General features: G+C 67.0%; 14 protein-coding genes and 1 tRNA gene. 11 read left to right on the plus strand and 4 right to left on the minus strand.

Features of this window, described 5'->3' with window-relative positions:
• The first annotated feature begins 60 nt into the window (after positions 1-60).
• The 4 genes from GYB83_RS05010 to GYB83_RS05025 are packed head-to-tail and all read left to right on the plus strand — an operon-like array spanning position 61 to position 3,318.
• Positions 61-1,137, plus strand: a complete 1,077-nt coding sequence (locus tag GYB83_RS05010; protein WP_161894441.1) for a beta-ketoacyl-ACP synthase 3 — start codon at positions 61-63, stop codon at positions 1,135-1,137.
• On the plus strand, positions 1,134-2,051 hold the full coding sequence (locus GYB83_RS05015; RefSeq protein ID WP_161894442.1) for an AvrD family protein: 918 nt from the start codon (positions 1,134-1,136) through the stop codon (positions 2,049-2,051). The genes GYB83_RS05010 and GYB83_RS05015 overlap by 4 nt, the downstream gene beginning before the upstream one ends.
• The gene (locus GYB83_RS05020; RefSeq protein WP_161894443.1) at positions 2,048-2,539 is read left to right on the plus strand and encodes a hypothetical protein; all 492 of its coding nucleotides are present in this window, start codon (positions 2,048-2,050) and stop codon (positions 2,537-2,539) included. Before GYB83_RS05015 ends, GYB83_RS05020 begins: the two co-directional genes overlap by 4 nt.
• Positions 2,536-3,318 carry an AAA family ATPase gene (locus GYB83_RS05025; RefSeq protein ID WP_161894444.1) on the plus strand — a complete coding sequence of 261 codons (783 nt, stop codon included), beginning with the start codon at positions 2,536-2,538 and terminating at the stop codon, positions 3,316-3,318. The genes GYB83_RS05020 and GYB83_RS05025 overlap by 4 nt, the downstream gene beginning before the upstream one ends.
• On the opposite strand, the gene GYB83_RS05030 is transcribed toward GYB83_RS05025, so the two are convergent.
• From GYB83_RS05030 to GYB83_RS05040, 3 genes are all read right to left on the minus strand, one after another.
• Positions 3,315-3,932, minus strand: coding sequence for a TetR/AcrR family transcriptional regulator (locus GYB83_RS05030; RefSeq protein ID WP_161894445.1), 618 nt, complete (start codon positions 3,930-3,932; stop codon positions 3,315-3,317). The two genes, GYB83_RS05025 and GYB83_RS05030, sit on opposite strands and share 4 nt — an antisense overlap.
• Positions 3,933-3,977: 45 nt before the next feature.
• The gene (locus GYB83_RS05035; RefSeq protein WP_161894446.1) at positions 3,978-4,718 is read right to left on the minus strand and encodes a hypothetical protein; all 741 of its coding nucleotides are present in this window, start codon (positions 4,716-4,718) and stop codon (positions 3,978-3,980) included.
• 228 nt (positions 4,719-4,946) lie between these two features.
• Positions 4,947-5,558: a TetR/AcrR family transcriptional regulator gene (locus tag GYB83_RS05040; protein ID WP_161894447.1), complete on the minus strand. Its 612-nt coding sequence runs from the start codon at positions 5,556-5,558 to the stop codon at positions 4,947-4,949.
• A gap of 184 nt (positions 5,559-5,742) precedes the next feature.
• On the opposite strand from GYB83_RS05040, the gene GYB83_RS05045 reads away from it, so the two are divergent.
• Positions 5,743-6,609, plus strand: coding sequence for an aldo/keto reductase (locus GYB83_RS05045; RefSeq protein ID WP_267130313.1), 867 nt, complete (start codon positions 5,743-5,745; stop codon positions 6,607-6,609).
• 742 nt (positions 6,610-7,351) lie between these two features.
• On the opposite strand, the gene GYB83_RS05050 is transcribed toward GYB83_RS05045, so the two are convergent.
• Positions 7,352-7,434: transfer RNA gene (locus GYB83_RS05050), tRNA-Leu, on the minus strand.
• 246 nt (positions 7,435-7,680) lie between these two features.
• Here GYB83_RS05050 and GYB83_RS05055 point away from each other — a divergent pair.
• The 6 genes from GYB83_RS05055 to GYB83_RS05080 all read left to right on the plus strand — a co-directional run bounded on the left by GYB83_RS05055 (position 7,681) and on the right by GYB83_RS05080 (position 15,220).
• On the plus strand, positions 7,681-8,976 hold the full coding sequence (locus GYB83_RS05055; protein ID WP_161894448.1) for an FHA domain-containing protein: 1,296 nt from the start codon (positions 7,681-7,683) through the stop codon (positions 8,974-8,976).
• Between the two features lie 110 nt (positions 8,977-9,086).
• On the plus strand, positions 9,087-9,551 hold the full coding sequence (locus GYB83_RS05060; RefSeq protein WP_161894449.1) for an FHA domain-containing protein FhaB/FipA: 465 nt from the start codon (positions 9,087-9,089) through the stop codon (positions 9,549-9,551).
• Entirely contained in the window at positions 9,548-10,972 is a 1,425-nt protein-coding gene (locus tag GYB83_RS05065) for a PP2C family protein-serine/threonine phosphatase (protein ID WP_161894450.1), read from the plus strand. The genes GYB83_RS05060 and GYB83_RS05065 overlap by 4 nt, the downstream gene beginning before the upstream one ends.
• Positions 10,972-12,399, plus strand: a complete 1,428-nt coding sequence (locus tag GYB83_RS05070; RefSeq protein ID WP_161894451.1) for an FtsW/RodA/SpoVE family cell cycle protein — start codon at positions 10,972-10,974, stop codon at positions 12,397-12,399. The genes GYB83_RS05065 and GYB83_RS05070 overlap by 1 nt, the downstream gene beginning before the upstream one ends.
• A complete protein-coding gene (locus GYB83_RS05075; RefSeq protein ID WP_161894452.1) occupies positions 12,396-13,907 on the plus strand; it encodes a peptidoglycan D,D-transpeptidase FtsI family protein in 1,512 nt (503 codons plus the stop codon). Before GYB83_RS05070 ends, GYB83_RS05075 begins: the two co-directional genes overlap by 4 nt.
• Positions 13,904-15,220, plus strand: a complete 1,317-nt coding sequence (locus GYB83_RS05080) for a serine/threonine-protein kinase (protein ID WP_161894453.1) — start codon at positions 13,904-13,906, stop codon at positions 15,218-15,220. Before GYB83_RS05075 ends, GYB83_RS05080 begins: the two co-directional genes overlap by 4 nt.
• Positions 15,221-15,225 lie beyond the last annotated feature (5 nt).

The raw sequence follows: 15,225 nt of genomic DNA on the forward strand, positions 1-15,225 counted from the left end.
ACGCCGCAAGACTCGTAAATTCCTTGCACGCTATCACTGTACGTGAGTATGTTACCGCCCATGATTCATTCCAATTCTTCCATTGCAACCGGACTCCGTTCTTCTCATGACAGATTTCGTGGTGCGTCGTTGCTGTCGGTGGGTACGTACCGCCCGCCCGACGTCGTGACGAACGACCGCTTCAGGACTCCGGATGCGAGCGACCCCGACCTCTGGCTCCGCCGCCGCACGGGCATCACGACGAGGCACTACGCCGGCGACCACGACACCGTCGCGTCGATGGCGGTCGCGGCCGCGCGACGAGCACTCGACGTGGCGGGCACCGGCGCCGACGATGTGGACACCGTCATCGTCGCGACGTCCACGCACATGCTGTGCACGCCTCCCGCTGCCGCCGAGGTCGCCTACGAGATCGGGACGACCAACGCCGCGGCGTTCGACCTTTCCGCCGGATGCTCCGGCTTCACGCACGCCCTCGCGGTCGCCGCCGACCTCGTCTCGTGCGGAACCAGCGAGCACGTGCTCGTGATCGGCAGCGAGAAGCTCACCCCCAGACTCGACCCCGACGACGTCTACACGGCGCCTCTGTTCGGCGACGGCGCGGGCGCGGTGCTCGTCGGGCCGTCGGACAGGGACGGGATCGGGCGAGTGGCGTGGGGATCGGACGGAGGACGCCGCGGCTCCATCACCCAGACCATCACCTGGGACGACTACCTCCGCGATCGCACATCACGACCGCCGGTGCTCGCCATGGACGGACCCGCCGTGTTCCGCTGGGCCGTCGAACTCGTGCCGCAGGTGATCGCGCAGATCCGGTCGGAGACCGACGTCGAGATCAAGGCCTTCATTCCGCATCAGGCGAACCGGCGGATCACCGAGGCGATCGCACGATCGACGGCGCTTCCACCCACGGTCGCCGTCGCCGACGACGTCACCATGTCCGGGAACACGTCAGCGGCGTCCATCCCGTTGGCGATGCAATCGCTCCTCGAGTCGCGTGCGGCCGCGGTCGGCGACGTCGCGCTGATCGTCGGATTCGGAGCCGGACTCTGCTGGGCGGGACAACTGGTGGAACTTCCCGCGTTCCTGCCGACCACCGAACCATCCACCACGACCGAAGCGAAGGCGACAGCATGACTCTCACAACGGACTCCATCGACCACTACCTCGGCGACGCCGCCCACCGATACTTCGGTGACGGGTTCCGAAACGTCGGGCGCTCGGTCGGACAGCTCCACCGGACCGACGATCCCCTCGTCTACCGTGCCAACGCACGACTCACGTACCCGGACACGTGGTCGGTGAAGTCCACGTCTTCGACGCTGGTACCCCACCTGAGCAGTGTCGACACACTCCTCATCGCGACCTCTGCGGCCCGAGCCGCGGTGGCTTCCGCTCGTGGCGTCCCGGCGCGGGCACAGCACGTGAGGTCGGTGACGATATCGGCGGGAGGCTCCCCCGTCGAAGACCTCGACGACGTTCCCTTCACCGTGCGCTTGATTCCAACCCCCGGCGGGAGCACGGAATCGACGGTCGAGTTCACCGTCGCTTCGATGCGTGGCTCCGTGCTCGTGTCGCACCCGCCGGTCGCCGGGGACGCCGATGGGGACGTCGCGCATTCGGCTCCGGTCCTGCCGATCGACGGGGCCGCGCTCCTCGACTCGCGGGTGAGCATCGACGACGTCGACGCGTCCGAGGTCGGAACCGTGACCGCCACGGCCACGGTCTCCGCCACTTCCACGGGCGAGTTGTCCATGGTCGACGCTCTCGTCTGCTCGGCGCAGCTCGCCCAAGTCCTCCTGTACGAGCTCGACGGGATCGACCGATCGCACTCGGACACTCTGTGGATGCGACGGCTGACCCTCACGTCCGCGACGGCTCGCCCGGTCGCGGTCGGGGTCGAGTTCCCGGCGACGGTCACCGCGCGCCGCACGTCGGTCGTGACCATGGGAGGCGTCCCCTGGAGGTCGGCCGATCTCGAGCTGACCGAATTCGGCGGTCTCACGGCCACATGCAGGGTGGCCCATCGACTCCCGGGCACTCGCGCATGACCGAGGTTCCCCTGCGCCTGGTGGTGACCGGCGGACCCGACGTCGTGGCGGCCGCAGTCGGCGAACTCTCGTCGTCCTTCGGCCATGTCGTTCAGGCCGGTCCGACCGACTTCGAGCCCGGCGACCTCTGGGCGGCCGTCGGTGAATCGTTGAGCCGCTTCGACCGCCGGATCTGCGCCGAGGCACGGCACACCAGTTTCGTGTCGTCGGGCTCGGTCCTCGACGACTGGACGGCGTTGAACCGACGCCTGTCGTCCGAAGCCGGGGTCGGTCGCGGCGACGCCCGCTTCGCACGCCGGTATCTGCGGATGCACCGGGAGACGTCGATTCGACACGCTCGCACGGCGTACGACGCGGTCGTCGTCATCGGAGACGCCCTTGACCCCGATCTGTCCGACCTCATCGCCGCGACCGACCTGACACTCGTGACGCACCCACCGACCACACCCGCGTCTCTGATCATCGACGAACTCGGAGGAACTCCGTGACATCCGCCCACCCCGCCGCACCCGCCCGGATCGCCGTGTCCGGCACCTACTCCACCGGAAAGTCGAGCCTCACCGAAGCCCTCTCGATCGCCACCGGTCTCCCGCGAACCCATGCGCTCACCTCGCGGGAGATCCTTGCCGAGATCAATCCGGAGAAGACCGTCATGGAGCTGGATTCGCTCGAGTTGATCGCCCTTGGAATGCGTCGATACGCCGAACGCCTCACCAACGAGAGCGGCATGGACCGGTTCGTCTCCGACGGGTCCGTCATCCACGAATGGGTGTACGGCGCGGCGCGCGCTCAGACGGGGATCAATCCGGGAGCCCCTCGGGCCCTCCAGATCCTCACGAAGGCGGTCGGCGTCCGGAATCGACGGGCATACGCGAAGTACCTCGACCTGTTCGGTGACCTCGCCCGCGAGCGCGCCGCATCGATGTACGACGCGTACGTTCATCTGCCCGTCGAGTTCCCGCTGGTCGCGGATGGTCATCGTCCCGTGTCGGAACCGTTTCGCGCGTTGTCGGACACATTGCTCCACGACGCCGTCCACGCCGTCGGGCTCCCCGTTCTGGTCGTTCGCGGGTCGGTGGAGCAACGACTCACCACCGTCATCGACCACTTCGGCCTCTCCCAGGTCACCGAGATCCGGGACGCGGTGACCATCGCGGAGCGACGTGTGCGCACGGCGCACCGTGTGCTCGAGGACGATGCGCGACGCCGCGCCGAGGAGCGAGGACGATCGGTGGTCAGAACGCTCAAGTACGCACTGCGCTACTAGGCCGTGTCGCCGTCCGACAGCAGTCCGGTGACCATCGCGACGAGCACCTGTTCCATCTGCTCGCGGTAGCCCGGACGTTCGAGGTCCGCTGCGTACATGACGGCGCCGTCGAAGACCAGCTCGAGGGCCATGCGGGCCGCGATGGTGACGTCGATGCCTTCGCGCAGCGATCCGTTCGCCGCGGCGTTCTCGAAGATCGACAGGACGAACGGGAACGACTTGCGCTGTTGGACCTCACGACGTCGGTCCTCCCCCATCGCCTGTCCGGCTTGGCGGGAGAGTTCACGCAGCTTGGAGTCCGTCTCGTAGGCGTTGAACACGGCCGCGATAGCTCCGTGTATCGCCTCGCGCGGGCTGCTCTCTTCGGGCATCAGGTCGACGATCGCCTCGAGCGCGGCGCCGCATCGAGACTCGAAGACCGCCTCGAACAATCCCGGCTTGTCGTCGAAGTGGTGATACACGGCGCCCTTGCTGACGCGTGCCACGCGGCCCACGTCGTCCAATGCGGTCTCGCCATAGCCCTTGTTGAGGAAGGAGTCGGCCGCGGCCGCTAGGATCGCCTGTTTCGTTTGTTCGGCATATTCGGCTCGACGCGAACGAGGTTCATCAACCATGTTTTGCAGCATACCTAGGTCGATCGCTGAAAAAAGTCAGCGACCTCATGATTCGGCCGAGTTGGTTCGCTGTGACGACATCGCGGTCGCGTGGGACAGGTCGGTGCGCAGTGTCACCAGGGCTTCCGCCGGAAGATCGTGTGCGCGCGCAAGAGCGATCCAATCGTCGAGCATGGTCATCGTCTGACGAGTGTGCGATCCGAAGTGCTCTCGGAAGTACTCCGCGACGTCGAAGGGAGCGAGGACACGTAGTGCACGCAGCATGACTCCCATGATCACGGGATTCACGGATCTCGGCTCGTCCACACCGGCTGCCGCCGCGACGGCCCGGCCCGCTTCGTCGGCCGCCGCGGCGCCCGAGCGCAACGCCCGTCGAGAGTTCCCGAAGTCGAAGTCGGCCGCTTGGAGTGCCGCGACTATCGGCATCGCGGCCGCGGCGGAGAGCAGGCTCGACGACACCGAACCGCGGGCCGCCCATCGTTCGCCGCCGAACAGCGTCTGCGCGATCTCGCCGCCGAGCGGTTCGGCGACGGTGAAGCGGGCCGCACCCGGCTGCCACCATCGGGTCACCGATCCGCAGGTTCGGGCCATGACCTCCGGGGTGATCACCGCCCATCGACGGTCCCCGGCGACCTCGCGCAGCGCCTCGACCTCGGACGGGACCTGCGAGACCGCGGCCAGGACGACGTCCGGGCCCGCCGCGCGAAGCAGATCGGTCACCTCCGGTTCGGTGACTGGCACCGTGCTCACCACGATGTCCCAATCGTCGGCGTCGACGCCGCTCACCGGCCATAGTTCGACGCGCCGCACATTCAGAGGTTGTCGCCCCCGCGCTGCTGCTTTCACACGCGTCGTTCGGACGTCGAACAATCCGGTGGACTCGCGCACGCCGAGAGCGACTCGGGCGCGTGATCCGATGGAGGTCGCGAGCAGTTGCCCGATCGGCCCGCTCCCGATGATCAGGACCCGAGGACCCTCGCCGACAGTATTCACATTCGACAGTATGTCATAGCTTTACCGTAGCCTGTGAGATTCGTTGGTCTGAACCGGACCACCACCCGGCGGGAACAGCCGCTCGACAGCGTCGACTATCGCTTCACGCCGCGCCGCCGAGAACGCAGTGCCCGCGTCGGTGTCCATGCTCGGCAATCCCGGCTGGTCGACCCATGCCGACGCGAGGCGGTTGACGAAGACGAGCACGTCCAGGGGATCCCACGCGGGATCGATCAGACCGTCGTGTTGCGCCTCGCGCAGCACGACGATCTTTCTGCGTGCCGTTTCCCACGCGGTGTCGTCGGCGTTCGACAGCTCGAGCTCTCCCCACCGCATGAGACGCCGGCTGTGCGGGTGGTCGACGAAATAGTCATGGAGACGTCCGGCGTATCTCGGCAGATCGGCAGGGTCGAGGCGCGTCGCATCGGCGACGGCGTCCAACTCCCGCGCCGAGACGAAACGGTACAGCTCTTCCTTGCTCCGGAAGTACGCGTAGACACGCTCCTTGCTGGTCCTGGCCGCTTTCGCGATTCGATCGATCCGTGCCGCGCCGATTCCGCGATCGGCGAACTCGACTGTCGCCGCGGCGATGATTCGATCGCGGGTCGAGTCGCCGCGGCCGTCTGGAGACATGGCGTCACCCTACCAACCGAACTGTTTGGTTTGACCGGCGTCGAGTAGTGCCCTACCGTCAAACCAAACGGTTCGGTTTGAGATGGAGGAGACATGCGGATTCGGGAGACGGGTCGCCAAGGGCTTCGGATGTCGGAGATCGGCTACGGCTCGATGGGTGTCGCGGTCGGCTACGGCGCCACCGATGTCGACGAAAGCCGTTTCCGCGATTCGTCGGGCACACGACCTCGGCGTCACGCACTACGACACTGCCGAGATGTACGGCTGGGGCGCAGGAGAACAGCTGGTCGGCCGCGCGATCAAACCCTTCCGCGACGACGTCACCATCGCGACGAAGTTCGGCATGACGAAGCAGTTCGGCGTCAACTCCCATCCAGACCACATCCGTCAGGTCGTCGACGCGAGCCTGGTCAACCTCGACGTCGATCACATCGACGTCCTGTATCAGCACCGTCTCGACCCGGCCGTCCCGATCGAGGACGTCGTCGGCGTGATGGCCGACCTTGTCACCGCGGGCAAAGTCCGATACCTGGGACTGTCGGAAGCGACACCCGATGCGCTCCGCCGAGCCCACGCCGTCCATCCGATCTCTGTTCTGCAGACCGAGTTCTCGATCTTCGCCCAAGACGCGATCCCGCTCTTTCCGTTGCTCGACGAGCTCGGAATCGGCTTCATCGCCTACTCGCCGCTCGCGCGCGGTTTCCTCACCGGGGCAGTCCGGGCGGCGGACTGTTACGAACGCGGCGATTTCCGACAGTTCATGGAGTGGTGGAACACCCCGAACTTCCACGTCAATCTGCGTATCGTCGAACGTCTCGCCGCGGTCGGAGAGGAACGCGGCGTGAGTCTCCCCCAATTGGCCCTGTCGTGGATCCTCGCGCAGGGCGACTTCATCGTTCCGATTCCCGGCTCACGCAATCCCGATCGCGTCGCTGAGAATATTGCGGCGACTGACGTCGAACTGACGGACGACGAGCTCCGTCGCATCGCCGACATCGCACCGCATGGGGCGCACGGCGACCGCGGCTCGCCGTCACCCTGGCTCGACTGAGGCGCGTCTCCCGGGCCGCCGGGTTCGACAATCAATGCCCGACTATCGCAATGTACAGACGAACTTCCCCATCCATTGTGTCCACGACCAGCGTTGTCCCAGAGAGCCGTTCTGCGCCCCTTCTCGGAGGGGTTCCATCCGATGCGACCTGCACGAACGGACTTCCGTGGCAGTCCAATCCTAGGCGACCGAGCAGAGAGGTTCGTATGAACGTCGAATCGCACGGATATGTTTCGAACTGGCCGAATTCGACGCCGATATCAGTGGCATGAAGTTCCCCTCCGACGCTGTTGTTCGATTCGACAAACTTCATATACGAATCAGGGGTTCCAGGGAATCCATATGACCGCCCTATGCCCGAGTGGTAGTTGAGCGTGCGAGGGATCGAGATACCGTTCTCCCGGAGGATCGAGTCAGCCGTAACACGGTCGATGTCAGCCGTATCGACACGATCGTTCGACTCGGGATAGACCTTAGGATCGATTGCGCCACAGGCTCCAATCAGCACAGCCAGTACCGATATCACAATCAAAGAAAGTGGCCGTACGGACTAACGCGCCACGATCGGCCTACGGATCGATTCGCGCAGACAGCCGCGTCCGGGTGAGCATCGAACCACCGGGTCCCGAGAAGTCAGACGGGACTCGTAGCCTGGGCAGGTCGCCCTGGAGAAAGAAGAAGAGGCCGGGTCGCATTTCTGCAACCTGACCTCTTCTAGCGATTCGTTCCGAACCGCTCAGTGTGCGCGAAGGGGGACTTGAACCCCCACGTCCCGAAGGACACTGGCACCTGAAGCCAGCGCGTCTGCCATTCCGCCACTCGCGCGCGGCGTCGATCATTCGACGTATGTCCTTGCGGACTCGAAAACGATAGCACGCCCCCGGCGGCACACGAAAATCAGTGATCGAAACCGGATCTGACCTGCACAGACGCCAACCGCACCAGCGGCCGACAGATGTGACGCCAGATACGCGTGGTGCACACGGGCAGCGTGACCGGGAGACGGCCGGTAACATTGAAACCCACGGTATGCACGCCGACACGCCAGAGAACGTCGAAAGAGGGGAACGGGTGGGATTTCTCGACCGATTCGAGCGCAAGCTCGAGTCCGCCGTCGACGGCGGCTTCGCCCGCGTCTTCGGCGGCTCGGTGGCGCCGCAGGAGATCGAACAGCGTCTCCAACGCGACGCCGAGAGCACCCTCGAGAACCTGGGCGACGGCGCGTCGTTGGTCGCCAACAGTTACGTCGTGTCGCTCAGTCCGTCCGATCTGGAGCAGGTCTCGACGGAGTACGAACTGAACAGGAAGATCTTCTCCCGCCATTTGGAGGACTTCATCCGGGACAATGGGTGGCAGACTTATGGTCCAGTAGTCGTAGAGTTCGATCAGATACCGTCACTGCACACCGGACAGTTCCACACCAACGGCGTCGTCAACCCCGACGCCACACCACGCCCGGTCCCCGCGTCCGCTGCGGCCCCGGGACCAGAAAGTCACCGAGGAGCCCCAGCCATGACCAATCCCCCCGGAAACGATCAGGGCGGCCAGTACCCCGGCTACCCGCAGCAGGGCGGCTACGACCAGCAGCAGTACGGCGCCTACGACCAGCAGCAGGGTTACGGGCAGCAGCCGCAGTACGACGCGGCGCCCCAGCAGGGCTACGACCAGCAGCCCCAGTACGGCGGATACGACCAGGGCTACGCCGCTCCGGCCGACCAGGGCTACGGACAGCAGCCCCAGGCCTACGACTACGGCCAGCAACAGGGCGGATACGACCAGCAGTACGCCGCACCCCAGCAGGGCGGATACGACCAGGGCTACGCCGCGCCGGCCGACCAGGGCTACGGACAGCAGCCCCAGGCCTACGACCAGGGCTACGCACAGCCCCAGGCGTACGACCAGCAGTACGCCGCGCCCGCCGACCAGGGCTACGGACAGCAGCCCCAGGCCTACGACTACGGCCAGCAACAGGGCGGATACGACCAGCAGTACGCCGCACCCCAGCAGGGCGGATACGACCAGGGTTACGCCGCGCCCGTCGCCGATCAGGGCTACGGCGCACCGCAGGGCGGCTACGCCCCGGCAGGCATCACCCTCGTCCTGGAAGACGGCAGCAACCGCACCTTCTCGCTGCGTCAGGGCTCCAACGTCCTCGGCCGCGGCCAGGACGCGCAGTTCCGTCTGCCCGACACCGGCGTCTCGCGTCGCCACGCCGAGATCCGCTGGGACGGACAGGTCGCCATGCTGACCGACCTCAACTCGACCAACGGCACCACCGTGAACGACCTGCAGGTCAGCAGCTGGGAACTCGCCAACGGCGACCGCATCCGATTGGGCCACTCCGACATCACCGTCCGCTTCCAGTAGCCGATACCGCATAAGATGCTGTCGGGGGAATTGCATGTCCCCCGACAGTTGGCTGCATCCCGGCGTCCGCCGGGGTGAACGACGCTCTACGTGAGGGAGGTGACGCACAGGTGCAGGGCATTCTGTTGCAGGTGACCCGATTCGGGTTCCTCATCCTGCTGTGGCTGTTCGTGTACGCGATCATCCGCGCCATGCGCAACGACCTCACGGTGGCCGCGGGCGGCCGCCTCTCCGTCGGCGGTGGACGCTCCGAACGCAAAGAACGCACAACCCGTGCACGCGGCACAGCGAAATACCTGGTCGTGACGGCCGGAGCCCTCGCGAACACCCGCATCACCCTCGGCACGCAGCCGGTCCTCCTCGGCCGTGCCGACGACTCCACCCTCGTCCTCACCGACGACTACGCATCCGAACGTCACGCCCGTCTGTCCCCGCGCGGCGACGACTGGTACGTCGAAGACCTCGGATCCACGAACGGCACCTACCTCGACCGTTCCAAAGTGACGACCGCCGTCCGAGCCCCGATCAACACCCCGATCCGGGTCGGCAAGACCGTGATTGAGCTACGCCCGTGACCCTCGTCCTGCGCTACATCGCGCGAAGTGACCGCGGCCTCGTCCGGTCGAACAACGAAGACTCCGTGTACGCCGGCGCACGCCTCCTCGCGCTCGCCGACGGCATGGGCGGGCATGCGGCGGGCGAAGTCGCCAGCCAGCTCGTGATCCAGGCACTCCGCACCCTCGACGACGACGCCCCCGGCGGCGACCTCCTCTCGGCGCTCGAGCGGGCCACGCAGGCGGGCAACGCGGCGATCGCCGAACAGGTCGAGGCGTCTCCCGAACTCGACGGCATGGGCACCACGCTCACCGCGATCCTCTTCGCGGGCAGCCGGATCGGCCTCTGTCACGTCGGCGACTCCCGTGGCTACCTGTACCGCGACGGCGCGCTCACCCAGATCACCCGCGACGACACGTTCGTCCAGTCGCTCGTCGACGAGGGGCGCATCACCGCGGAACAGGCGCATTCGCATCCGCAGCGTTCGCTGATCATGCGCGCCCTCACCGGCCAGGAGGTCGAGCCGACCCTCAGCATGCGCGAGGCCCGCGCGGCCGACCGCTACATGCTCTGCAGCGACGGGCTGTCGGACGTCGTCTCCGAAGAGACCATCGCCGACACCCTCGGCAGCATCGCCGACCACAAGGCGTGCGCCGACCGACTCATCGAACTCGCCCTGCGCAGCGGCGGCCCCGACAACGTCACGGTCGTCGTCGCCGATGTCGTCGACCACGAGTACGGCGACTCCCGCCCCATCCTCGGCGGTGCCGCGGGCGACGACGACCAGGCCGGATACGTCCCCGACCCGAAGACGGCCGCAGGCCGTGCCGCCGCACTGCGCCCGCCCGCGCCCGCGACGCAGCGTCCCACCATCACGACCTCGCCCGAACCCGCGCGCAAGCGGCGCTGGGGCTGGCCGCTGGTGATCGCCGGACTCCTCGTCATCATCGGGCTCCTGGTCACGGCGTTCTTCGTGATCCGCTCGCAGGCCCTGAACAGCACCTTCGTCACCGTCTCCGATGCGGGCAACGTGGAGATCCACAGCGGTTCGCCCGACAGCCTGCTGTTCTTCACCATCGAGAAGCCCAATCAGGTGGTGTGCATCGACAGTGCGACGGCGCCCGACCCGTCCATCACGTTCCAGGACGCCGGGAGCACCTGCACCCCGATGCGCTTGGCCGATCTGAACGAGATCAGCCAGACCACCGTCGAGTCGAAGAGCATCAAGAACCTCTCGCTCCAGTCCGCGCAGGAGCGCGTGCAGAACGAGCTCAAGTTCGCCGAACTGTGCCCGCTGCCCGTGCCGCCGCTCGAGAACAAGGACCGCCCCGGCGAGCCGAAGTCGGAGACCAAGCATCCCGAGCCGTCCAAGCCGCGCCCGACGAGCGCGCCCGCACCGACGCCGACGGCGGACGACACCCACAACTGTCGGAAACGCTGATGACAGCGGCTCCGTCCGGGCACGCGCCCCCCTCACCACCGCCGTCCAACTCGGGACGCACCACCGAGATGGTGCTCCTCGGCATCGTCGTCGCGATCGTCGGAGCCGCCCTCGTCATCGTCGAGCTCGCCCAAGGCGAGCCGCTGACCTGGGAGGTCGCCAAGTTCGTCGCGGCGTTCGCGGTGCTGTGCGCCGTCCTGCACCTGACGGTGCGACGGTTCGCGCCGTACGCCGACCCCATCCTGCTGCCGTGCGTCGCCGCACTCAACGGCCTCGGCCTCGTGATGATCCATCGGCTCGACCTCGGGTCGGTGGACGTCGACGTCGACGCCGTCACCCAGGGCGACCGCACGCACAACGCCGACCAACAGTTGCTGTGGGCGTTCATCGGCGTCGTCGTGTTCGCGCTGACACTGATCGTCATCCGCGATCACCGCACCCTGTCGCGGTATGCGTACACGCTCGGCCTCGGCGGCATCGTGTTCCTGGCGATCCCGGCGATCCTGCCCGCGTCGATGGCCGAAGTGAACGGCTCGCGCAACTGGATCATCCTGCCCGGCTTCAGCATCCAGCCCGGCGAGTTCTCGAAGATCCTGATCATCATCTTCAGCGCCGCGTTCCTGGTGTCGCGCCGCGACCTGTTCATGACGGCGGGCAAGCAGTTCGCGGGCATCGACCTCCCGCGACTGCGCGACCTCGGACCGCTGTTCGCGGCCTGGCTGATCGCCATCGGCGTCCTCGCCGTCGAGAACGACCTCGGCACTCCCCTGCTGATCTTCGCGACCGTCCTCGTGCTCCTGTACGTGGCGACGTCGCGTGTCAGCTGGCTGGTGCTCGGCCTCACCCTGTTCGCCATCGGCGCGACCGTCGCCTATCATCTGTTCGAGCACCTGCGCGTCCGCGTGTCCATCTGGCAGGACCCGTTCTCGCAGTACGAGACGTACGGCTACCAGATCGCGCAGAGCCTGTTCGGTTTCGCCACCGGCGGCATGTTCGGCACCGGATTCGGGTCGGGACGGCCCAATACCGTGCCGTTCGCGAACACCGACTTCATCCTCACGTCCTTCGGCGAGGAGCTCGGTCTCGTCGGCATCGCCGCACTGATGATGCTGTACATGGTCATCACGGTCCGCGGATTCCGGTCGGCGATCGCCGTCCGCGACAGCTTCGGCAAGCTCCTCGCCGCGGGCCTCGCGTTCACGATCATCTTCCAGGTGTTCGTGGTGTTCGGCGGCGTCTCCAAGCTGATCCCGCTGACCGGTCTGACGACGCCGTTCCTCGCGTACGGCGGGTCGTCGCTGTTGGCGAACTATCTCCTCCTCGCGCTGCTCATCCGCATCTCGAACGCCTCACGTGAACCCGACGCACCCAAGGTGAAGGCCCCGCCCGTCGACGCCCTGGCGACCCAGGTGGTGAAGCGCGCGTGAACCGTCCGATCCGCAATGTGGCTGTCGCCGCCATCGTCATGGTGATCGCACTGCTCGCCAACGCCACCTGGATTCAGGTGTTCCGCGCCGAAGATCTGCGCGACGACACGCGCAACACCCGCGTCCAGCTCGACGAGTACTCCCGCCAACGCGGCGTGATCGTCGCGTCCGACGGCACCGTTCTCGCCGAGAGCGTGCCGACCGACAACAAGTTCAAGTACCTGCGGCAGTACCCGGCGTCGGGCAACCCGAAGGCGTTCGCCCCGATCACCGGCTTCTTCGCGCGCTATCAGAGCGACCCCCGCGGCCTCGAGGTGGCCGAGAACTCGGTCCTCAACGGCAACGACGATCGCCTGTTCACCCAGCGGTTCATGGACATGTTCTCCGGGCGCGACCCGCGCGGCGGCAACGTCGTCACGACGATCGATCCGAAACTCCAGCGGGTCGCCTACCGCGAACTCGTGAACTCCGACTGCGACGGACCCTGCCGGGGAGCCGTCGTCGCGTTGGAGCCGAGCAGCGGAAAGATCCTCGCCTTGGCGTCGACGCCCAGCTACGACCCGAACACGCTCGCGACCCAGGACTTCACGAAGGCCGCGGCCGCCTGGAAGGCCATCAACGCCGTCGACGACGTCCATTCGCCGCTGATCAACCGGGCGATCGGTTCGCTGTACCCGCCGGGGTCGACGTTCAAGGTGATCTCCACCGCGACGGCGTTGAGCAGCGGGTTGAATGCGGACACCCGCCTCACGGCGGCGTCGCGCTGGACCCTCCCTGGCAGCGACGCCACCCTGTCGAACGACTCCGGCTCCACCTGCCCCGACTCGACCGGCGGGACCGTCAGCCTGACGCAGGCGTTCCAGTACTCGTGCAACACGGCATTCGCCCAGTTGCTCACCCAGAAGGTCCCCGGTGACAAGGTGAGCCAGTTCAAGTCGACCGCCTCCGACTTCGGGATCGGCGACGACACGGCCGACATCCCCCTCGACGTGTCCGAATCGTCCGTCGGCGACATCGGCGACGACCTGGCGGCCCTCGGCCAGTCGGCGATCGGCCAGCGCGATGTGCGGCTGACCGTCCTGCAGAACGCGATGATCGCGGCGACCGTCGCCAACGGCGGCGTCCGGATGCAGCCGTACCTCGTCGACAAGCTGCAGACGGCCGACCTGCGGACCATCGCCACGACCGCTCCGACGACGCTCAACCGCCCGTTGACCGCCGCCGAGGCCACCACGATCACGGACATGATGATCAAGTCCGAACAGCACACCCGCGGCGCCCAGTCGGGCATCGCCTCGAAGACCGGCACCGCCGAGCACTCCGACCAAGCCGAGGGCGGTGAGACGCCGTACGCCTGGTACATCGCGTTCTCGCCGAGCTCGAACAGTCGGATCGCCGTCGCCGTGATGGTCGAGAACGGCGCCCAGGGTCAGAACGCATACGGCGGCGTCGTTGCCGCCCCGATTGGACGCGCAGTGATGAACGCATACACCGGAGGTGCTCGATGAGCCTGCAGAACGGCACCATCATCGCCGACCGTTACCGACTGGTCCGGCTGATCGCCACCGGCGGCATGGGTCAGGTGTGGGAAGCGCTGGACACCCGTCTCGGACGACGGGTGGCGGTGAAGGTCCTCAAGGCCGAGTACTCGAACGACTCCGAGTTCCTCGGCCGGTTCCGCACGGAGGCGCAGACCACGGCCCGCCTCAACGATCCCGGCATCGCCAACGTCTTCGACTACGGCGAGACGCCCGATCGCAACGGCGGCGACCCGCTCGCCTACCTGGTGATGGAGCTCGTCGACGGCGAGCCGTTGAACTCCGTGATCAGCCGCATGGGCCAGCTGGCGTTGACGCACACCCTCGACATGCTCGAGCAGACCGGGCGCGCCCTCCAGGCCGCGCACACGGCGGGCCTCGTGCACCGCGACGTGAAGCCGGGCAACATCCTGATCACGCCCACCGGCCAGGTCAAGATCACCGACTTCGGCATCGCGAAGGCCGTCGACGCCGCTCCCGTCACGCAGACCGGCATGGTGATGGGCACCGCTCAGTACATCTCGCCCGAACAGGCGATGGGCGGCGAGGCGACCGCGGCGTCGGACGTGTACTCGCTCGGCGTCGTCGGGTACGAGGCGCTCACCGGCCGTCGGCCGTTCCTCGGCGACGGAGCCATCACCGTCGCGATGAAGCACATCCAGGATCCGCCTCCGCCGCTGCCCGCGACGGTCCCGGCCCCCGTGCGCGAACTCATCGACATCGCCCTGTCGAAGGACGCCCAGCAGCGGTACGCGACCGGCGGCGAGTTCGCCGACGCCGTCGCGGCCGTCCGTGCCGGTCATCGTCCGCCGCGTCCGCGCAGCGCCGGCGCGGCGCCCGTCCCCGTGCCCGCACCGATCCCGTCGTCGACCCGCGCGATGACATCACCCGCCCCGTCGTCGCATGTGGCGGAGCGTCCGTCCACGGCTGCCGCACCGGCCGTCGACGACGGCTGGACCACCACGCACAAGGTCCTGACGGCGATCGCCGTGCTCCTGCTGCTGTCGGCCATCATCCTCATCGCGTTCTGGGTCAACAGCAGCCCGTCCGATCCGCCGACGACGCCGTCGTCGACGCCCGTCACGGTCACCACGACGCAGACTCAGGACGAGACGACGTCCACCGAGGACAGCACGACGAGCAGTGAGGAGTCGTCGAGCGAGGAGTCGTCGGCCACGTCGTCCGAGGAAGAGCCGTCGAACGAGCCGTCGGTCCCGAGCCGCGAGGCTCCGTCGAACAGCGGGATCGTCATCGTTCCCGGCATAACGATCCCAGGCAGGTGAACCGG

It is taken from the genome of Gordonia spumicola (genome assembly GCF_009932475.1).
Taxonomy (GTDB): domain Bacteria; phylum Actinomycetota; class Actinomycetes; order Mycobacteriales; family Mycobacteriaceae; genus Gordonia; species Gordonia spumicola.

Coding starts and splice junctions, on each gene's coding strand:
- GYB83_RS05010 (WP_161894441.1), top strand. CDS start 61: ATGATTCATTCCAATTCTTCCATTGCAACCGGACTCCGTTCTTCTCAT.
- GYB83_RS05040 (WP_161894447.1), bottom strand. CDS start 5,558: ATGTCTCCAGACGGCCGCGGCGACTCGACCCGCGATCGAATCATCGCC.
- GYB83_RS05030 (WP_161894445.1), bottom strand. CDS start 3,932: ATGGTTGATGAACCTCGTTCGCGTCGAGCCGAATATGCCGAACAAACG.
- GYB83_RS05015 (WP_161894442.1), top strand. CDS start 1,134: ATGACTCTCACAACGGACTCCATCGACCACTACCTCGGCGACGCCGCC.
- GYB83_RS05020 (WP_161894443.1), top strand. CDS start 2,048: ATGACCGAGGTTCCCCTGCGCCTGGTGGTGACCGGCGGACCCGACGTC.
- GYB83_RS05080 (WP_161894453.1), top strand. CDS start 13,904: ATGAGCCTGCAGAACGGCACCATCATCGCCGACCGTTACCGACTGGTC.
- GYB83_RS05045 (WP_267130313.1), top strand. CDS start 5,743: ATGTCGACGAAAGCCGTTTCCGCGATTCGTCGGGCACACGACCTCGGC.
- GYB83_RS05070 (WP_161894451.1), top strand. CDS start 10,972: ATGACAGCGGCTCCGTCCGGGCACGCGCCCCCCTCACCACCGCCGTCC.